At 45.0% G+C, this 18,107-nt stretch carries 21 protein-coding genes, 2 tRNA genes and 1 pseudogene; 14 read left to right on the forward strand and 10 right to left on the reverse strand.

What is annotated here, in order from left to right; translation table 11 throughout:
- Nucleotides 1-72 precede the first annotated feature (72 nt).
- The 4 genes from JW968_00245 to JW968_00260 form a co-directional block, all read right to left on the reverse strand.
- Nucleotides 73-189 (reverse strand) — tRNA-Leu (locus JW968_00245).
- A 73-nt stretch (nt 190-262) separates the two neighbouring features.
- Nucleotides 263-377: transfer RNA gene (locus tag JW968_00250), tRNA-Ile, on the reverse strand.
- Between the two features lie 139 nt (nt 378-516).
- The gene (locus tag JW968_00255) at nt 517-690 is read right to left on the reverse strand and encodes a 50S ribosomal protein L37e (protein MBN1385391.1); all 174 of its coding nucleotides are present in this window, start codon (nt 688-690) and stop codon (nt 517-519) included.
- A gap of 2 nt (nt 691-692) precedes the next feature.
- The gene (locus JW968_00260; protein ID MBN1385392.1) at nt 693-920 is read right to left on the reverse strand and encodes a small nuclear ribonucleoprotein; all 228 of its coding nucleotides are present in this window, start codon (nt 918-920) and stop codon (nt 693-695) included.
- A 114-nt stretch (nt 921-1,034) separates the two neighbouring features.
- On the opposite strand from JW968_00260, the gene JW968_00265 reads away from it, so the two are divergent.
- Nucleotides 1,035-1,418 carry a 30S ribosomal protein S8e gene (locus JW968_00265; protein MBN1385393.1) on the forward strand — a complete coding sequence of 128 codons (384 nt, stop codon included), beginning with the start codon at nt 1,035-1,037 and terminating at the stop codon, nt 1,416-1,418.
- Here JW968_00265 and JW968_00270 read toward each other — a convergent pair.
- Entirely contained in the window at nt 1,411-1,971 is a 561-nt protein-coding gene (locus tag JW968_00270; protein ID MBN1385394.1) for a cysteine hydrolase, read from the reverse strand. The two genes, JW968_00265 and JW968_00270, sit on opposite strands and share 8 nt — an antisense overlap.
- A 77-nt stretch (nt 1,972-2,048) precedes the next feature.
- Between JW968_00270 and JW968_00275 the strand changes: the two genes are divergently transcribed.
- Nucleotides 2,049-3,782, forward strand: a complete 1,734-nt coding sequence (locus tag JW968_00275; protein MBN1385395.1) for a 2-oxoacid:acceptor oxidoreductase subunit alpha — start codon at nt 2,049-2,051, stop codon at nt 3,780-3,782.
- On the forward strand, nt 3,779-4,630 hold the full coding sequence (locus JW968_00280) for a 2-oxoacid ferredoxin oxidoreductase (GenBank protein MBN1385396.1): 852 nt from the start codon (nt 3,779-3,781) through the stop codon (nt 4,628-4,630). The genes JW968_00275 and JW968_00280 overlap by 4 nt, the downstream gene beginning before the upstream one ends.
- Nucleotides 4,631-4,860: 230 nt before the next feature.
- On the opposite strand, the gene JW968_00285 is transcribed toward JW968_00280, so the two are convergent.
- Both JW968_00285 and JW968_00290 read right to left on the reverse strand, forming a co-directional pair.
- A complete protein-coding gene (locus tag JW968_00285; GenBank protein ID MBN1385397.1) occupies nt 4,861-5,190 on the reverse strand; it encodes a hypothetical protein in 330 nt (109 codons plus the stop codon).
- On the reverse strand, nt 5,147-5,389 hold the full coding sequence (locus JW968_00290; protein ID MBN1385398.1) for a hypothetical protein: 243 nt from the start codon (nt 5,387-5,389) through the stop codon (nt 5,147-5,149). The genes JW968_00285 and JW968_00290 overlap by 44 nt, the downstream gene beginning before the upstream one ends.
- Before the next feature lie 195 nt (nt 5,390-5,584).
- Here JW968_00290 and JW968_00295 point away from each other — a divergent pair, with 195 nt between their 5' ends.
- Entirely contained in the window at nt 5,585-6,166 is a 582-nt protein-coding gene (locus tag JW968_00295) for a hypothetical protein (GenBank protein ID MBN1385399.1), read from the forward strand.
- Here the strand turns inward: JW968_00295 and JW968_00300 are convergent.
- A pseudogene (locus JW968_00300) lies at nt 6,167-6,457 on the reverse strand (Fic family protein). It abuts the gene before it with no gap.
- 3 nt (nt 6,458-6,460) lie between these two features.
- Nucleotides 6,461-6,640, reverse strand: a complete 180-nt coding sequence (locus tag JW968_00305; protein ID MBN1385400.1) for a hypothetical protein — start codon at nt 6,638-6,640, stop codon at nt 6,461-6,463.
- A 138-nt stretch (nt 6,641-6,778) separates the two neighbouring features.
- Between JW968_00305 and JW968_00310 the strand changes: the two genes are divergently transcribed.
- From JW968_00310 to JW968_00330, 5 genes are all read left to right on the forward strand, one after another.
- Complete coding sequence (locus tag JW968_00310) at nt 6,779-7,267, forward strand: YfcE family phosphodiesterase (protein ID MBN1385401.1); 489 nt, start codon at nt 6,779-6,781, stop codon at nt 7,265-7,267.
- Nucleotide 7,268: 1 nt separating this feature from the next.
- On the forward strand, nt 7,269-7,604 hold the full coding sequence (locus JW968_00315) for a DUF4870 domain-containing protein (protein ID MBN1385402.1): 336 nt from the start codon (nt 7,269-7,271) through the stop codon (nt 7,602-7,604).
- Nucleotides 7,605-7,858: 254 nt separating this feature from the next.
- Complete coding sequence (locus JW968_00320) at nt 7,859-9,040, forward strand: hypothetical protein (GenBank protein ID MBN1385403.1); 1,182 nt, start codon at nt 7,859-7,861, stop codon at nt 9,038-9,040.
- A 147-nt stretch (nt 9,041-9,187) separates the two neighbouring features.
- The gene (locus tag JW968_00325) at nt 9,188-10,180 is read left to right on the forward strand and encodes a hypothetical protein (GenBank protein MBN1385404.1); all 993 of its coding nucleotides are present in this window, start codon (nt 9,188-9,190) and stop codon (nt 10,178-10,180) included.
- Nucleotides 10,181-10,210: 30 nt separating this feature from the next.
- Complete coding sequence (locus JW968_00330; GenBank protein MBN1385405.1) at nt 10,211-10,861, forward strand: peptidoglycan DD-metalloendopeptidase family protein; 651 nt, start codon at nt 10,211-10,213, stop codon at nt 10,859-10,861.
- A gap of 266 nt (nt 10,862-11,127) precedes the next feature.
- Here JW968_00330 and JW968_00335 read toward each other — a convergent pair whose 3' ends face one another.
- The gene (locus tag JW968_00335; protein MBN1385406.1) at nt 11,128-11,472 is read right to left on the reverse strand and encodes a peptidyl-tRNA hydrolase; all 345 of its coding nucleotides are present in this window, start codon (nt 11,470-11,472) and stop codon (nt 11,128-11,130) included.
- Between the two features lie 155 nt (nt 11,473-11,627).
- Here JW968_00335 and corA point away from each other — a divergent pair, with 155 nt between their 5' ends.
- From corA to JW968_00360, 5 genes are all read left to right on the forward strand, one after another.
- Entirely contained in the window at nt 11,628-12,572 is a 945-nt protein-coding gene (gene corA / locus JW968_00340; protein MBN1385407.1) for a magnesium/cobalt transporter CorA, read from the forward strand.
- Nucleotides 12,573-12,919: 347 nt separating this feature from the next.
- Nucleotides 12,920-15,874 carry an isoleucine--tRNA ligase gene (locus tag JW968_00345; protein MBN1385408.1) on the forward strand — a complete coding sequence of 985 codons (2,955 nt, stop codon included), beginning with the start codon at nt 12,920-12,922 and terminating at the stop codon, nt 15,872-15,874.
- Nucleotides 15,874-16,287 (forward strand): hypothetical protein, encoded by a 414-nt coding sequence (locus JW968_00350; GenBank protein MBN1385409.1) that lies wholly within the window; start codon nt 15,874-15,876, stop codon nt 16,285-16,287. Before JW968_00345 ends, JW968_00350 begins: the two co-directional genes overlap by 1 nt.
- 235 nt (nt 16,288-16,522) lie before the next feature.
- Nucleotides 16,523-17,017, forward strand: coding sequence for a DUF134 domain-containing protein (locus JW968_00355; protein ID MBN1385410.1), 495 nt, complete (start codon nt 16,523-16,525; stop codon nt 17,015-17,017).
- Between the two features lie 13 nt (nt 17,018-17,030).
- Complete coding sequence (locus JW968_00360) at nt 17,031-18,104, forward strand: cation transporter (protein ID MBN1385411.1); 1,074 nt, start codon at nt 17,031-17,033, stop codon at nt 18,102-18,104.
- The last annotated feature ends 3 nt before the right edge of the window (nt 18,105-18,107 follow it).

An 18,107-nucleotide genomic window follows, 5' to 3' on the forward strand; every position in this document is an offset into this window, starting at 1 on the left:
TTTGGCATGGGACATCACCATCCTTCCTGTTATTTAAGCATGGTAATACAGAGAATTAAAGTTGAGTATAAGTGCGGGGCACAGGATTCGAACCTGCGTAGGCACTAAGCCAACAGGGTTCTTAGACAGAACCTCACGACGGTTTTAGTCACCTAAACCTGTCCCGTTTGACCACTCCGGCAACCCCGCATTGGAATTGAGTGGTCTTGCTCCTATGATTTTTCTCCCTTTTTTAAATATTGCCCTAGAAATGTAAAAAGTGCGCCGGCGCAGGGATTTTCAAACCACCGGCAGAAACCGAAAGCTTTTTGAACCCTGATGTCCCTAAGGACACTCAGGTATCAGCTGAGCGGTCTACAGGGTTGACCGTCGCCGGCACACATTATTTCCTTTTTTTATATCTTAATATCTCTTTAGTCAGGATATCTGAAAATCTTTCCTATATGTTACAAGATAAACAATATTAAGAAAGAAAAATCCTGAGAATAAATCAAGAAAGACAAGTAATCCGGAATCTCACTTCTTCCTCTGGGCCTTCCAGGCAAACTTCCTTCTCTTGGCAGAATTGCCATAACCGCATGAAGAGCAGATGCCTGTCTTCATGTGATAAGACCTCTTGCCGCACCTGCGGCAATAGAAGTGAAGCCTCTTACCTGACTTCTTCCCCATAGAAGGAGTTCCTTTAGCCATGCTCACTCAACCGGAGATATTATTATGATTGTGTCCCCTCTTATAAACACGGTGCCAAGCTTCCTTGTGACCTGGCCATCCACCCTTTCCTCTGCTTCAGCAAGCACAGTATTGATGTGGATATCAAATGCCTTGAGCTTCCCTATGATCTGCTTCGAGTTCTTCAGCTCAATTATCACTCGCTTATCCCTTGCATGATTCAATGTGTCTAATGGTCTTGATGCTTCCATATTATGGACCCCCTTTAAAAAACAAATACTAGGAAAAACATGCGGCCACTATATAAATTTTTCCTATGAAAAAGCAAAACATATTTAAACAGGGGCCAGACTCAAACAGCCAGAATGGCAATATCACAGAGAAGATCAAAGAGAAAGGTCTCAGGCACGATTTACAACAGGAAAGGCCGAGGCAAGAGAAAATACGAGCTAGGCAGACTGCCGACAATGACCAAGCTCGGCAAAGAGAAGAGAAAGACCATAAGGGTCAGAGGAGGGAACCTCAAGACAAGGCTCATCGGAGCAGAATTCGCCAACCTTTATGATCCCAAGACCAAGAAATACCAGAAAGCAAAGATCAAGACAGTGGCTGACAATCCGGCAAACAAGAACTATGTCAGGCGAAACATCATCACAAAAGGCACAATCATAGATACTGAAGCAGGAAAAGCGAGAATAACAAGCAGGCCCGGACAGGATGGGATCCTGAATGCAGTGCTGGTCAAATAAGTTTTCTCAATATCTCTTTTGAAGATAATACTTCCCCAAAATGATCATTGATATTCTCCAAAGACATCTTATGTGTCCTCTTATCATATGTGAAATTCAGATCTGAACAGAAAAAGACATTGAAATCCCTGTACATGGCACCCCTTGCAGTGGAATCACAGCAGACATTTGTCATTGTGCCGATGATTATTATGTTCTTGATCCTTTTCTTCTTAAGGATTGACTCAAGATCAGTGCCATAAAACGCATCATAACGATGCTTGTCAATTATGATATCATCTTCAGTGTAAATGCTCTCATGGATATTCCAACCATGAGTGCCTTTCTTCAATACTTCACCAATGAGCTCAGGATAAAGCCTGGCCTCAATAGGGTTCTTCTTCGGCGAGAAGCAGTGCCTTGTATAGATTATCAAGAATCCTTTTTCCCTGCAGGCATCGATGAATGACTTGATCCTTTTCAGGTTCTTCCTGATAGAAATGTTGCCATAAACTGAATCTTCCTCAATGAAATCATTCTGGAGATCAACCACAAGCAATGCTGTTCCTGCCATCAGCATATCCAGATATTGCACATATAAATAGTTTAGCATGGAAACCTTTAAAAACACGGATTCCAAAAAGAGAAACAATGAAGACAAACTCTTTTGTCTGGAAAATAGGTGGAGAAGCAGGATACGGCATAATGACAGCAGGCATAGCGTTTGCAAGATGCTGCATGAGAGCCGGCCTCTATGTGTTTGCGAACAATGAATACCCCTCTCTTATCCGCGGCGGACACAACACTTATGATGTCAGAGTCAGCGAAAAGCCGGCCAAAGCACCGCTCACAAAAATAGATCTTCTCGTAGCGCTCAACCAGGACACAATAGACAGGCACAAGGAAAATCTGAATCCGGGAGCAGGTATTGTGTATGACAAAGCAGAAATGGACATGTCCATCAATGATGTCAAGCTCTATGATGTGCCGCTGAAAGCGATTGCAAAAGAATGCGGCAACGAGAAACTGATGCAGAACACAGTCGCCATGGGAGCAAGCTTTGCACTCCTGAAATTACCTTTTTCTCATTTTGAAGATGTCATCAAAGACTGGTTCAAGGGAAAGAAAGAGGATATAATCCAGAACAACATCAAGGCAGCAAAGAAGGGATATGACCATATAATAGAGAACTATGAGCCAAATGAATTCGGATGCAAACTCGAGCCAAAGCAGGGCCCGAAGAAGCTGCTGATCTGCGGAAGCGAAGCGCTTTCAGTCGGAGCAATAAGGGCAGGATGCAAACTACTGTTCCAATATCCCATGACGCCGTCATCAGGAGTGATACACTACATGATGAATGTGTCAAGGCAGAAAGACATCGTGGTTGTGCAGCCAGAGGATGAGATCGCTGCGATGAACATGACAATAGGCGCCAATTTTGCAGGAGTAAGGGCGATGACAGCAACATCAGGAGGAGGATTTGCGCTCATGGCAGAAGGGCTTGGATTAGCAGGACTCTCAGAGACACCTGTAGTGATAAATCTTGCAATGAGGCCGGGACCTGCGACAGGACTTCCGACGCATTCAGGACAAGCGGACCTGAGATTCGCGATGCATGCAGCACAGGATGAGTTCCCGAGGATGATAATGGCGCCAGGAGACGCAGAAGAATGCTTCTATTGCGCAATGGAAGCCTTCAATTATGCAGAGAAATACCAGATACCTGTCTTCATCCTTACAGATAAATACCTAGCAGAGAGCTATGAATCAATAGGATTCCCAGACCAGGACAAGGTGAAAGTGGATAAAGGCAAACTAGTTCTGGAGCTTCCGGAACTTGGAGAGAAAGGCCTGTTCAAGAGATATGAATTCACAGAAGACGGAATAAGCCCCAGAAGCATACCTGGAATAAAGAATGGTCTTTTTCATTCTGCAGGAGATGAGCATGATGAACGAGGATTCGTGGAAGAAGACACAGAGAACAGGACAAGGATGCACGCAAAGAGGCTGAAGAAATTCGAGACACTGAAGAAAGAAGTCCCGAATCCGACAATTTATGGGGATGAGGACGCAGAGATAACACTCATCTCCTGGGGATCAAACAAAGGGAATGCCATGGAAGCGATGGAGATGCTCAAGAAAGAAGGAACAAACTGCAAGCTGATGCACATCAAGTATGTGTGGCCTTTCCCGACACAATCTGTGAAAGAAACATTATCAAAATCAAAAAAAGCAGTGCTGATAGAGAACAATGCGACAGCACAATTAGGATCACTTATCAAAGAACACTGTTTTATTGATGTTGAGAAAAAGGTCTTGAAATGGGACGGAAGGCCGTTCCACGCAGATGAGCTGCATGAAAAACTCAAGAAGGCAATAAGATGACTGACATGAAGGACTTCAATGTGGCAGAGTTCCCGACATGGTGCCCGGGATGCGGCAACTTCGGGATATGGACAGCACTGAAAAAGACATTCAGCGAGATGGACCTCAAGCCAGAGGACTGTGCAGTCATATCAGGAGTCGGATGCCACGGCAAATTCCCATACTGGTTCAGGAGCTACGGATTCTCAGGACTGCATGGAAGGCCGCTGCCTCTTGCACAGGGAGCCAAGATAGCGAACCACAAACTGAATGTCGTCGTGATGTCAGGAGACGGAGACTGCTACGGAGAAGGCGGGAATCATTTCATACATGCATGCCGCCGCAATGTCGACATCACATTGATAGTGCACAACAACGGCAATTACGGCCTGACAACAGGGCAGTACAGCCCGACATCAAGGCAGGAATACAAATCAAAGACATCGCCATTCGGGGTCGAGGAGCTTCCGGTCAACCCATTGATGACATCACTGACAATGGGCGCCACATTCGTGGCCCGTGGATATGCAGGAAACATGCCCCTCCTGGTGGAACTGATAAAGAAAGGGATGCAGCACAAGGGATTTGCGCACATAGATGTACTGCAGCCCTGCGTCACATTTAACAAGATAGACACATACGAAGCACTGAACTCCAGAGTGTATGACCTCAACAAAGAGGGACATGACACAAAGGACTGGAAAAAGGCATTCGAGAAAGCGCAGGAAAACGAGAGGATGCCTATAGGCGTGTTCTATGAAGGCGACAGGCCGAGCTTCGAGCAATGGAGCCCGCAGCTGAAAGAGACAGCGCTTGTCGAGAAGAAACTGCAGCCGGATGTAAGGGATCTATTGGAAGGGTTCTATTGAGAAGATTTAAATATATGGAGTTGCTCACCTTTCTTATCATAACAGAACGGTTTCATCACTGGAGAGCCTCCAAGCACTCCTCAGCTCTACTCGTTTAGTTCATCGAAAGGTGAGCAGCCACCTGCGGGGGCAGGTGACAAATATTTCTATGATTTAAAGGTTCATTAAGTTTTAGCAGAAAAAATCGGAAGAAGTTCTGAGAAGTCGGAGATGCTTTAGAAGATGGCGACTCAATAACCTAATCTCCTCAGATAGGCTTTCAGATCCTTATAACCCCTGCTCCTGTCAAGGATGCAGAGAACGCGGATCTGATGATTTTCAACAGGATATATCAATCTCTTCTCTTTATCATTATCTTGGAATCTTATCCTAAACAAGAACCTATATCCTTTCAGACTTTTGTTCCTAAACGGATTCCTCAAAGCGAGGGACAATTTATTATCCAGAATGGATCTTGCTTTTGAACTTAGCGATTCAATCTGATCAAGAAATAAATTTGAAGGGACAAGGACATATCTATCTTCTTCTGAGCGCCTTGAATAAATCTTCTTCTGTGCCATAAAGCCCCCTCTCATCACTGACTCTCTTCAGCTTCTTTATGAGGGCAGCCTCTTCTGCAGTAAGTTCAGGCTCAAAGACCTTCTCTCTTACGGTCTCCTTTATGAAATCCTGCAATGTACCGAATCCATGCTTCTTGGCATAATTCCTAGCTGAGACCAGCAGCTTGCTCGGCATCCTGATATTCACCTGAGTATTCATGCTATCAATAGATACCAAATGATATTTAAGCTTTCCGGTCTGCCCCATGAGATGATCTTGATACATGAAGGTTCATTAATTTTTGGCAGAAAAATTCGAAGACAATTTGAAAGATATCAAATATATCCGGGATAGCCAGTGTGAGCAGATTAGGAAACAATAGATTATTAAACAAGCAAATGCTGGAGACAGTTGATGGCAGACAAACCGATCGATAAGACCATTGCAAAGATGCCGGAAGAGCAGAAGCAGGCAATAATCCAGCTGGCGCAGGTGAGCCTGTGGATAGACACATATGACGACATATTCTCTGATTTCGATCCCAGGCCATATTCCCAGAGAGCACTGTCAGATGACTTCATAAATGAGGCAAAGAAAGCAGTGAGAGAGACAAGCAGGGGCAAGATAGAGCTGAAGATCCTGATACCTGCTGCCAAGAGGGACAATGCGCAGGAGATCATGATCAAGAAAAGGCTCAGGAGCAATTTCAAGCAGTATCTCCAGAACATGCACCTGAAAAAAAGAAAACTCCAGAACCAAGGACTGTTCTTCATTGCCTTGGGGGTCATATTCATGTTCATAGCAACATTCATCCTGGTCAGGAATCCAGGACAAGGATTCCTGCTGACATTCCTGACTGTACTCGCAGAGCCGGCAGGATGGTTCCTGTTCTGGGAAGGAGGCAATCTCCTGATATTCAAATCCAGAGAAAGGGACAAGGACCTGGAATTCAATGAGAAGATGGCCAACAGCAGCATAGAGTTCAATTCTTACTGATCACATCTTGGAAAGCTTCTCTGCAACACCGATGCTCTTGATGACTAGCCTATAGAAATCATGATAACCCCTTATCGGCGTTGCATCTTCAATCAGATCCTGATGACATAACTGCTTCGCAAGATCAAACGCATCATCAATAGTCGGAAGTGCGGCGACTTGATTGACCTCTTCTGCTGCTTCCTCGATGCTGCTGCCATTGAAATCCGCTCCATTGAGCATCAGGAAATATCTTGCAGCAAAATAAGCTGTCCTCTTGTTGCCATCAGCATATGGGTGGGTCTTTGCTAATCTTTAAAGAATAAAAGCAGCGCCATTGCAAAGGTCAGAATGATCCTGATAATACAAGCTATGGAGCATAGTGCTGGGGTAATCATCAATGAGAGTGCCTGATTTGCCCCCTGTCACATTAAGGATATCATCATGCAATTTAGCGATATCTTCAGGAGCGGGATACTTAATCTCTTGGGACATAGGAGTATATGATAATTTGCTATATATAAAACTTATTATTTTTAGTACTATAAAGTAGATATTTTATTTATTTCTATATTGAAATTAATAAAAAAGAGAGGCATAACATTTATATTAAAATAAGAGGAAATAAAACTCATGAAAATAGCCATCATGAGCGACTCGCATGACCATCTAGAGCACTTTGATAAAGCGATTGGGATGATCAGAGCGCTCGGGATCAGGACAATCCTGCACTGCGGGGACCTCTCTGCACCAATATTATTGAAGAAGTTTGCTGAACTTGAGTTTGAGCTGCATATGGTTTCAGGAAACACAAATGATGAGTACACCTTCATGAAGATCTGCTGTGCAAATAAGCATCTCAACCATCATGGCATATATGCCGACCTTGAATTGGGCGGCAAGAAGATCGCCATGGTACATTATCCAGAGCTGGCAGAAGGGCTTGCATCAACCGGAAAATATAATATCATATTCTATGGACATGATCATACATCTGCAGTGAAGAAGATCGGAAAGACAATACTGGCAAACCCCGGAGAGATATTAGGCTTCAGGAACAGGCCAAGCATTGCAGTATATGACACTGAGACAAATGAAGTCGAGATAAAGGAGGTAGAATAAAATGGCAAAATTAAGTTCAGACGAGCAGATGGCATCAATCCTGTCATATCTAGGCATACTTGTATTGATACCATGGTTAGCGATAAAGAAGAAGAGCCCATTCGCACTGTTCCACATCAGGCAGGGGATGCTGCTCTTCATCATTGAAGTCATTGTGTGGGTCTTGGTAGCTATCCTGAGCTCATTCCTATGGTTCATGTGGGTCGCGATCATGCCGCTACTGCAGCTGCTGTTCCTTGTCGTGATAATAGTCGCGATAGTCAAGGCTTTCCAGGGAGAGCAGTGGAAGATCCCATTGATCGGAGACCATCTGGACAAGGTAGAGTGGGTCAAGTAAACATAATTTTTTTATTTCCATTTAATCGAGCAGCCCTGACTTGTGTAAGGGCTTGCTGATCTCTTTTTCTGACATAAAAGAATCAATGCTGCTCCTCAACAGAAATACCGGCCATCAGGACACACAAGAATGTCACTATTTGTCATGTGCACATTATGAATTTTTCAGTATTTAAATCTTGCTGTTTTTCTGTTTTGCCGACGAAAAAGCTTTTATAGACAAAGAGCCAAAGAGTTCGGAAAAAGGTGGGGCAAATGAAAAAAGAGACATTGTTCATCATTTCCATCATCACTATGATCTTGTTCTGCACACTGCTCTCCGGATGCAAATATTTCCCTTATCTCTTCGGATCAGGAGGGATGGATGACATCACAGGACAGGTAATCAAAGAGATCGGAGAAGAGAATCTCACAAAACTTTTTGAAAAGCTTGCAAATTATTCTGAAAACCTGACATTCAATGGGACAGGCGGAGGATCAGGCCGAGCAGGCGGAACTGAAAATGGGACCGGCAGCGGAGCTGGCGGCTACAAGTCACCAAAAGGGACGCAGTCATACACCATAGGACCATCGGGCGGAAGCGCCTCGCCAATGATGATGAAAGGAGGCTCTCCATTAATCATGAAAGGAGGCTCTTCAGGAGGATCCGGTGGATCAAGCGGTGGCTCAACAGGAGGAACTGACAATCAAACAAACGGCACCGGAGGAACAGGCGGAAGCGGAGGTTCCGGAGGGACAGGCGGGACAGGAGGGCCTGGAACAGGCAACCAAACCAATAGCACAGGAGGAACAGGAGGGAGTGGTGGCACAGGAGGTACCGGTGGCACTGGGACCAACAATCAAACAAACGGCACCGGAGGAACAGGAGGGACAGGAGGAACTGGTGGGACAGGAGGAACCCCTCTCGATTGCGGAGACGGATACTGCGATGCAGACGAGAACTGCGCCAACTGTCAGGAAGACTGCGAATGCGACCAAGGATATGAATGCAACCCCAGCCATCCGAATATAGATGTCAAAGGATGCTATCTCCTGTCACTCGAGGACTGCGGCGACGGATTCTGCGACGATGAAGAGAACTGCCTGAACTGCGAACTGGACTGCAGATGCACGCCATCACAGCAATGCAACCCTGAAGTCCCCATCTCAGATGAATATGGATGCTATTCTTTTTACTGCGGCGACGGGATATGCTCATATTATTTTGAGGATATAGACACATGTTTCATCGACTGCAAGACCGGATGCGGCAATGGGCTGTGCGAGATAAACCTCGGAGAGACATGCAAGAACTGCAGGGACTGCTACTGCACACAGGGATTCATATGCGGCAATACTCTCCAATGTGTCAGGGAGGGAGTATGCGGAAATGGAGTATGCGAAGCTGAATATGGAGAATACTGCATGAGCTGCCCTGCTGACTGCGGCGTGTGCTGATCAATATTTTTTCCTTTTCTCTGTCTTTAACAGGATTCATTCCCTGTTGTTATTATATTAACATTAAGTTATTATATTAATTCAACCTATAGCAGCCATATGGCAGTTCCCAAGACAAAGAAATGAAGAAATTCTAAAGGTGATCACATGAGAATATGCAATGCAACAAGAATAGACAGCGCTATGCCAGTTGAGGCAACCCAGATGGCAGCAAGTGAATCCTGCCAGCATAGTGAGGAAAAACAGAGTTATGTGAACCCAAGCCTGGGCCAGATAGGGGTCATGTACCATGACAGCCGAAACGACCGGATAAAATATTTCTCCACTGACATCCACACCTCACCAAATTCAGTTGATGACCTTGTTGATGAAGGGCTTAGGCTCGCCAGTGAGAGAGGAACAACAAGACTGAACGCCAGATTCCTGTGCACCGAAGAATGCAGCTATGATGGGCCTATCGAAGCGAGAATCCCATTGAACAATGGATTCACCGGCCTTGAACTCATATATGTGGGGATAAATTCATCAGAAAGGACCACTGACCCGAAGACAAGAGCAGACGAGGACAGGCTCGTTGCTGTCATACTCTCCTCAGAAAGATCCAGCAGAGAAACCACACCAGGCTATTCAATACACCACCTGACTGCCCAGAACACAACTGAATCTGACATCAGCGACATGGTCAGGCTTTATGCAGAGGCATTCACAACATACACAACAGTATTGGACGCTGAAAACGTCAGAAGGATGATCGACAACTCAGTGGTGTATGCAGTAAGAAATCCCGCAGGGAGAATAGTCTCCACTGTCGTCGCAGAGATCGGAGAAGTACCCACAGAAAGAGGGATCATGAGGATCACAGAGCTCAGCGAGATGGCGACTCTGCGTGAATGCCGGGGATCAGGCCTTGTCACCTTAGCCACTGAACAATTGGTAGAAGATATCAGGGACAGGGTGGATCTGATCTATGCAGAAGCGAGAGCCCCACATGCAGCAATAAACAAATCCTTCCATAACATGGGATTCTCATATGCAGGAAGACTCGACAAGCAATGCATACTGTCAGGAGACAGGGAGATCGCTGAAACCGGACCTTATGAAAACCTCAATGTCTGGTACATGCTGCCCCATGACGATTAGGAGGAGAAGATGATACAGACAGGGATCCTGATGAAGGACAGAGAAAGATTCTCAAAGATAATTGATCTTGACCTCAGCAGAAGCGTAATACTTGACCTGACAAACAAGAATCAGGAGCTGAGCCAATTCGATATCACAAACCCAGAGCATTTTGAGAGCTACATCAGAAGGAAGATAGCAGAGAACAAAGCACAGATAGCGATAGGCAGATACGACGAGAACAGGGTGATATATGACCACAGCAATGTCTTTGACGGCACCCAAAGAAGAACTGTGCACCTAGGGATCGATCTGTGGACAGAACCTGGCACCAAAGTGTTCTCCCCATTGGCCGGCAGGGTGCACAGTTTCAGGTTCAACAATAATGTGGGTGATTATGGCCCGACAATGATCCTCGAGCACGAAACCGACGGCAGGTTCTACACATTGTATGGGCATCTCAGCCTGGACTCTCTTGATGGGCTCCATGAAGGGAAAAAGATAGAGGCAGGACAAGAGATCGCCCGAGTCGGCAATTATCCGACGAATGGGAACTGGGCGCCGCATCTGCATTTCCAACTAATCCTTGATATGAAAGGCATGAAAGGGGATTTTCCAGGAGTTGCATCAGAGAAAGACAGAGAGAAAATGCTGAAACTGTGTCCTGATCCGAATATCATCCTTAACTTAAATCATCTTTAATTTAAGATAGCAAAAATCTTATTTTTACAGTCCATGCGCCATCAAAGAAAGCCTAATCAGTGTTATTATTTACCTGCATCCTCTGCCAGTCCGTGTGCATTTATTGAAAATTCAAGAGTTCCTGACCAGATCTGCAGGGCAGATCTGGATATAATAAAAACTTATTCCTTGAATTTTCCAGCAATTGGAAGAAGGTGGGCAAATGATCAAAGAAAAGCAGCAAAAAATAGGAAACAGAGATCATTCAAAAAGGACTGCACAGAAGATCAGACCATCTTCAATTTTCCAGTGACCTTGTCAATCTTCTCTTCTTCATCGGGGCCGATGCCAAGGCAAGTGACTGTGCCAGGAGCAATGACTGTCCTGCCGGCATCAGTTATTATGGATGCGACAAGCTTCTCCTGCTTTGCCAACTGCTGATATCCAAGAAGCTCTTTCAGATCAGCCACATACAGAACAACTTTCTTGCTGCCTTCGGACTGCCATGTGCTGAACTTATCCTCACTGACCCTATAAGCAGACTCAACTGAAGCATGAGCTACCTGCGCAGCAAGCTTGCCCTTGGGAAGCCTGAGATCCTTCCTTACCAAAATGACCTGTTTGAATGACATACTGAATTTTCGGGGATATGCTTATATAAATTTTATCTAAAAAAATATGTAATAAAATAGTATACCTGTATACTTTTTATTCTCATCCATTTTTAAATTGTATAAAAAGAAATATAAACCATAGACAATGCAGAAAACAAAGAAAAAGAGGGAATATGATAGAAGGATACAAGATACAAAAAAATCAGCTGGTGAACGCAAAGGCCAGTGACCTGGCCAGCAAAGATTTTGTCTGGCTTGACTACACAAACCCTTCTGAAAAAGAACTGAAAGACCTTTCTGAAGCAACAGACATCCCTTTCGAGTACCTCGAGAATGTGCATTTCCCGACAGAGAGGCCCAAGATATTCGAATACGGCAACTACTCGATGATCATATATGGCTCAGCATACCACAACAGGACCTCATTCAACACACAGCCCGTCTTCATCCTGATATCAGAAAACAACAATGTAATCACTCTCAAGCAGCAGGAGCATGAGGCATTCGCCAAGATAAAAGCCCTGAATGACGAGCAGAAAAAAATCCTCATGCAGAACCAGACATACTTCATCTATAGGCTGCTCGACAACCTGAACAACCAGTTCTTCAGTGTCCTCGAAGAGGTTGAAGATATCATGGAGAGCATCGAACACGAGGTCATGCATACAGTATCCAAAACCATCGTGAACAAGATATTCAGGGTGAAGAAAAGCATCATCTATTTCCACAAGGCCCTCATCGCCAACAGGGAAGTCGTCACCATGATAGAGAAAGAATACCTCTCCATAATCGTAAAGAAAGAACTCAGGAGATTCAGGGATGTATACAATGATGTGATCCAGCTCATAGACCTTGAAGAGACATACAGGGACATACTGACAAATGTGCTCGAGATATACCTGACAAACATATCAAACAACATGAATGAGGTTGTCAAGAAGCTGACAGTATACGGAAGCTTTGTGCTTGTGCCGACACTCATCGCAAGCATCTACGGCATGAATTTCAAGAACATGCCTGAGCTGTTCTGGCATTATGGGTATTTCTTTTCGATAGGATTCATGGCCCTATCTGTCCTTGCAATGTATCTCACATTCAAGAGATATAAGTGGATATAGGCACAATCCCCATAGAATTGCTATACTCGCTATATGATTTTTGCATAAATCTATAAGAAATTCCAAAAACATATGCAAAATATAGCAACCTTTATATATTTTGGATACTTATATATTATATCTACATCTAAAAAATGGTAGCAATAAAATTCTTTGAATCAATGGACTTTTTGGAACCAAAGTGCCCCCATTGCGAGGCCAAACTAGATTACGGAGTGAACACCCGTTTCGACAAAGAGAAAGACTCTGAAATCTGCAATAATTGCGGGAATGAAATCTAAATCCTGGGGCATTAACTTTATAAATCAAGCCCAGCTTCTCCAAATGTCTTTGATGGTGATAAAAACATGTCCCAAGAACCAAAAAACTATGATTTCAGGCAGATAGAGAGCGAAATACTCGATTACTGGAAAGAAAATCTCATATTTGACAAGGCCAAAGCCAAAAACAGGGGCAGGAAGATATTCTATTTCCTGGACGGGCCGCCATACACATCAGGAAAAGTGCATATCGGCACTGCCTGGAACAAATCCCTCAAAGACGCAGTCCTCAGGTACAAGAGGATGTCAGGGCTTGATGTATGGGACAGGGCAGGATATGACATGCACGGGCTGCCCACAGAGAATGCAGTGCAGAAGAACCTCAATCTGAAGAACAAGGATGACATCCCAAAATATGGGGTGCAGAAATTCATAGAAGAGTGCAGGGCCTTCTCAACAGGAAACCTCAAGATAATGAATGAGGACTTCAAGCGCATGGGTATATGGATGGACTTCGACAATGCATACCAATCCATCAAGAACGAATTCATGGAAGGGGAATGGTGGCTGGTCAAGAAAGCCCATGAGAAAGGAAGGCTGTATGAAGGAGAAAAGCCCATGCACTGGTGCGGGCACTGCGCAACAGCGCTCGCAAAACACGAGCTCGAGTACCAGGATGTTGAAGATGACTCCATATTCGTGAAGTTCCCGGTGGTCGGGAAGAAGAATGAATTCCTGATAATCTGGACAACGACACCATGGACAATACCCTACAATCTCGGCGTGATGGTGAATCCGGAGCTTGAATATGTCAAGGCACAGGTCGATGATGAGGTATGGATCGTGGCAGCAGGGCTTGTCGCGCCTGTCGTACAGGCTGTGGCGAACAAGAGATACAAGGTGCTCGAGACATTCATGGGAGAGCAGCTGAAAGGGATAAAATACCATCATCCATTCGAGAAAGAGCTGAAGAAGAGATACGATGAGCTCCGCAAGGAGAGCGACAAGATCCATTCAGTTGTCCTATCAGAAGAATATGTAGACCTGAGCGCAGGAACAGGCCTTGTGCACATGGCGCCAGGATGCGGACCAGAAGATTATGCAATAGGTCACAGGGAGGGCATACCTGGATTCAACAATCTCCAGGAAGATGGAAGCTTCCCTGATGACATGGGCAAATTCTCAAAGCTTGTGGCAAAGGTCGATGACAAGAGATTCATCGAGGCATTGCGGGAAGAAGGAGCGCTCATCGAGACAACAAAGGTATCACATGATTATGCGCACTGCTGGAGATGCCACAAACCAGTCATATTCAAGCTCACAAAGCAATGGTTCTTCAAGATAGAAGACCTCAAAGAGAACATGAGAGAGCTCAACAAGGACATCTACTGGGTGCCGGACTGGGCAGGGAACAGGCAGTTCGACTCATGGCTCGACAATCTCCGAGACAATGGCATAACACGACAGAGATACTGGGGAACACCGGTGCCGATATGGCGATGCGACAAGTGCGAAGCCTATGATGTCATCGGCTCAGTGAGAGAGCTGCAGGAGAAGGCAGGCAAGGTGCCTGATGACCTCCACATACCCTATATCGACGAGATAAAATGGGGATGCAAGTGCGGCGGAGAGATGAAGAGGGTGCCGGATGTGCTCGATGTATGGATAGATGCAGGGACAACATCATGGAGCTGCCTGGATTACCCACAGAGGACAGATCTTTTCGAAAGCATGTTCCCGCCAGACTTCATCCTCGAAGGCAAAGACCAGATAAGGGGATGGTTCAACCTGCTATTTGTCGCAAGCATGATATCAATGGAGAAGACAGCATTCAAAGCAGTCTACATGCACGGGTTCGTCCAGGATTCCCAGGGAAGGAAGATGTCCAAGTCATTGGGGAATTACATCCTGCCGGAAGAGGTCATCGGGCAATACGGCGCAGACACCCTCAGATACTACATGATAGGAGGGGCCAATCCAGGCATCGACATCAATTACAACTTCGATGACATGAAGACAAAACACAAGAACCTCATGATACTATGGAACCTAATGAAATACCTTCTGGAGCTCGGCAAGACCAACAAGATAGGCAATGCAGGCAAGATCAGCATAGAAGAGAGGTATATCCTATCAAAACTGCATTCAACAATAAAGGATGTCACAGAGAAATTCGAAGGATACTTCATCAACAACATCCCGTGGAAGATAGAGGAACTGCTGCTCGAGCTGTCAAGGACATACATCCAGCTGATAAGGGACAAGGCAGCAAGCGGGGAACAGGAAGATAAGGATACAGTGACTGACACAATATTCCAGGTGATGATGGGAGTTCTCAAGATGTTCTCAACCATTGCGCCGTTCATATCAGAGAAGGTGTATCTGGAGCTGAAGAACGGATTCGGCCTCAAGGAGGAGTCAATAAGCCTCTATGACTGGCCGAAATATGACCAGAAGATGATCGATGTGAAGCTCGAGCAGGATTTCGAGCACATGAAATCAATAATAGGCGGAATACTCAGCGCAAGAGAGGCTGCACAGCTCGGGGTCAGATGGCCGCTGCTCAAGGCAGTTGCTGTGAGCGAGAAGAAACAGATAAGAGAGAGCGCTGAGAGCCTGAAAGAGCTGATAATCAGCCATACAAACATAAGAGGCCTTGAGATCAAGGAGAAGATAGATGAAGAAGAGAAGCTCAGCCTCAAGGAAGCTGAGTTCCCGGGAGGGACAGTCTACATCGACATCTCAAGGAATGACGAGCTTGAAGCAGAGGGATTCATGAGAGAGCTTATCAGGAGAGTGCAGGTGCAGAGGAAGAAGACAGGGCTCATGAAAGAGGACAAGATCAACATCATAATAAAATCACAGAGAAATGAGCTTTTTGAGAGATCAAAAGAGCAGATAAGAGAAAAAGTAGGCGCATCAGGGATAAGATTCGTGAATGATACAGTCGACAAGGCATACCCAAACAGGGCAACTATCAAGATCAAAGGATTGATATTCGAGATATTCTTCGAGAAGCATGAGCCAAAAGAGGTGGAATGATGGTCACAGAGCCAGAATCAATGGATGAGCTGGTCTATTACACCAACAGGAAAGTCGGGAACGGAAAAATAACTGCCTGGACATACAGGGGAGAATGCCCGAAATGCAAGAAAGGACTGATGGGCAAGCCAAAAGACCCCAAGACCGGAAAGCCGAAGGTCAGGGCAACAGAATATGAATGCCCAGAATGCGGCTACACTGCCGAGAAAGAAGAGTATGAGGACACTCTCGAATGCGAAGCTAAATACACATGCCCCAAATGCAGGAAAGAAGGGGAAGGAGCAGTGCCGTTCAAGAGGAAGAAAGTGATGCTCTTTGATGAGGAGAAGCAGAAGAAGACAACAGTAGATGCAGTCGTGTTCCTTTGCTCGAAATGCGGAGAGAAGATACCAGTCACAAAGAAATTGAAGTGAAGGTCCATCTATCAATTTTCTGATTCTATATATTCTTAACATATTCTGAAAAGCGGGTCCATACTGCATCATCTTTCAAGTTTATTACCGGAATATCCTGCAAAGACTCCAAAATCGGCCAAAATCAGATACGCACACAAGAAAGGCCTATCAGCAGAATCCTGATACCTGCAAAACAGCAGTGATAATCCTAAAAAACAAAAGATTTAAATAGTATTATGCATTATAATGCATAATGGTTAGGCCAAGAAAGACAAGGATCGTCAACTTTGAACCTAATGTCACTTATTTCAAGCCCAGAGCAGTGCCGCTGAACCTGCTTGAAGAAGCTGACCTGACAATCGATGAGCTTGAGACCCTCAGATTATCAGATCTTGAGAAACTGAGCCAGGCAGATGCAGCAGAAAAGATGAGGATACACCAGTCAACTTTCCAGAGGACACTGGCAAGAGCAAGAGAGAAAGTGACAGATGCTCTAGTCAATGGAAAGGCAATAAAGATACACGGAGGTGAATATACCATGCCAGGAAGAGACGGAACAGGACCAAGCCCGGGCCGCGGAATAGGCCGAGGAGGCAGAGGAATTGGAAGGATGGGAGGACAGCTGGCAGCAGGACCAGGAGGAAAATGCGTCTGCCCGAAATGCAGCTACGAGATGCCGCATGCAAGAGGACAGCCCTGCAATCAGATAACCTGCCCAAAGTGCAAAAGCCCGATGACAAGAGGATAATATGTGCAAAGGGATGAATAAAGGAAAAGTGTCTGTAATCGCAGTAGCAGCCAACCTTGTCCTGGCAATCTCCAAGATAAGCATCGGCCTCATCAGCAAGAGCTCTGCCGTGCTTGCAGAAGGCCTTCATTCCAGTGTTGACATCTTATCCTCAATGCTTTCTTTTTTAGGAATACGCGCTGCAAAAAAACCGGCAGACAAGGAACACCCATACGGGCACCATAAATTTGAAGTCCTATCAGGACTGGCGATCACAATCATCCTTTTTCTTACAGGAGCATGGATAATCTACAGATCATATAACGGATTCATCAATCCCAGCCTGACAGAGATAAATTATCTGGCATTGGGGGTTATGGCTTTCTCAGCAACCATAAATGAGATAATGGCAAGAATAAAACTGCATTATGGCAGAAAAGAGCATTCATTATCACTAATCTCAGACGGAATCCATTCCCGCATAGACGTCATATCCTCATTGGTCATATTCGCAGGATTATTCCTGACACCGATATTCAAGTATTCTGATCCATTGCTCACATTCCTTATCGGAGCATACATACTCAAAGAATCATTCAGTCTCGGGAAGGAAGCTACTGATTCCTTATTGGATGTATCAGCAGGAGAAGAGATTGAGAAAAAGATAAGAGACATAATCCACGGTCAAAAAATCGAGCTATCTGAACTAAAAACACAAAAAAAAGGATCAGTGATCACTGCAAACATGATAATAAAACTGGAAAGATCATTGAGCATAGGGCAGGCGAACGCGATCTCATCAGGATTACAGAAAAGATTAACAGAAGAGATACCAAATCTCCAGTATATCTCAGTGCAAATGAGTTCCCATGATCTGGAAAGCAACTATTATCAGCCCACAAAAATAATCCCAGGCATAAAAATCGTGCAGGGATTCGGATGGCAAAGGAAAGGCAAATTCATTGAGAAGATACCAGAAGCCAAAGGACGCGGACCAGGCGGAAAATGCATATGCAATAAATGCAGATATGAGACAGGACACAAACAGGGAGTGCCTTGCTCGACCATCAAGTGCCCAAAATGCAAAAACCCGATGACAAGGGGATAAAAT

It is taken from the genome of Candidatus Woesearchaeota archaeon, assembly GCA_016928155.1.
Lineage (GTDB): Archaea > Nanobdellota > Nanobdellia > Woesearchaeales > JAFGLG01 > JAFGLG01.

What these genes read in the sequence shown, in the direction of transcription:
- JW968_00325 (MBN1385404.1), top strand. Translation starts at nt 9,188, where the DNA reads ATGAGAATATGCAATGCAACAAGAATAGACAGCGCTATGCCAGTTGAG.
- JW968_00285 (MBN1385397.1), bottom strand. Translation starts at nt 5,190, where the DNA reads ATGGCACAGAAGAAGATTTATTCAAGGCGCTCAGAAGAAGATAGATAT.
- JW968_00290 (MBN1385398.1), bottom strand. Translation starts at nt 5,389, where the DNA reads ATGAATACTCAGGTGAATATCAGGATGCCGAGCAAGCTGCTGGTCTCA.
- corA (MBN1385407.1), top strand. Translation starts at nt 11,628, where the DNA reads ATGATAGAAGGATACAAGATACAAAAAAATCAGCTGGTGAACGCAAAG.
- JW968_00335 (MBN1385406.1), bottom strand. Translation starts at nt 11,472, where the DNA reads ATGTCATTCAAACAGGTCATTTTGGTAAGGAAGGATCTCAGGCTTCCC.
- JW968_00360 (MBN1385411.1), top strand. Translation starts at nt 17,031, where the DNA reads ATGAATAAAGGAAAAGTGTCTGTAATCGCAGTAGCAGCCAACCTTGTC.
- JW968_00305 (MBN1385400.1), bottom strand. Translation starts at nt 6,640, where the DNA reads ATGTCCCAAGAGATTAAGTATCCCGCTCCTGAAGATATCGCTAAATTG.
- JW968_00275 (MBN1385395.1), top strand. Translation starts at nt 2,049, where the DNA reads ATGAAGACAAACTCTTTTGTCTGGAAAATAGGTGGAGAAGCAGGATAC.
- JW968_00315 (MBN1385402.1), top strand. Translation starts at nt 7,269, where the DNA reads ATGGCAAAATTAAGTTCAGACGAGCAGATGGCATCAATCCTGTCATAT.
- JW968_00320 (MBN1385403.1), top strand. Translation starts at nt 7,859, where the DNA reads ATGAAAAAAGAGACATTGTTCATCATTTCCATCATCACTATGATCTTG.
- JW968_00270 (MBN1385394.1), bottom strand. Translation starts at nt 1,971, where the DNA reads ATGGCAGGAACAGCATTGCTTGTGGTTGATCTCCAGAATGATTTCATT.
- JW968_00265 (MBN1385393.1), top strand. Translation starts at nt 1,035, where the DNA reads ATGGCAATATCACAGAGAAGATCAAAGAGAAAGGTCTCAGGCACGATT.
- JW968_00255 (MBN1385391.1), bottom strand. Translation starts at nt 690, where the DNA reads ATGGCTAAAGGAACTCCTTCTATGGGGAAGAAGTCAGGTAAGAGGCTT.
- JW968_00280 (MBN1385396.1), top strand. Translation starts at nt 3,779, where the DNA reads ATGACTGACATGAAGGACTTCAATGTGGCAGAGTTCCCGACATGGTGC.
- JW968_00345 (MBN1385408.1), top strand. Translation starts at nt 12,920, where the DNA reads ATGTCCCAAGAACCAAAAAACTATGATTTCAGGCAGATAGAGAGCGAA.
- JW968_00355 (MBN1385410.1), top strand. Translation starts at nt 16,523, where the DNA reads ATGGTTAGGCCAAGAAAGACAAGGATCGTCAACTTTGAACCTAATGTC.
- JW968_00295 (MBN1385399.1), top strand. Translation starts at nt 5,585, where the DNA reads ATGGCAGACAAACCGATCGATAAGACCATTGCAAAGATGCCGGAAGAG.
- JW968_00350 (MBN1385409.1), top strand. Translation starts at nt 15,874, where the DNA reads ATGGTCACAGAGCCAGAATCAATGGATGAGCTGGTCTATTACACCAAC.
- JW968_00310 (MBN1385401.1), top strand. Translation starts at nt 6,779, where the DNA reads ATGAAAATAGCCATCATGAGCGACTCGCATGACCATCTAGAGCACTTT.
- JW968_00330 (MBN1385405.1), top strand. Translation starts at nt 10,211, where the DNA reads ATGAAGGACAGAGAAAGATTCTCAAAGATAATTGATCTTGACCTCAGC.
- JW968_00260 (MBN1385392.1), bottom strand. Translation starts at nt 920, where the DNA reads ATGGAAGCATCAAGACCATTAGACACATTGAATCATGCAAGGGATAAG.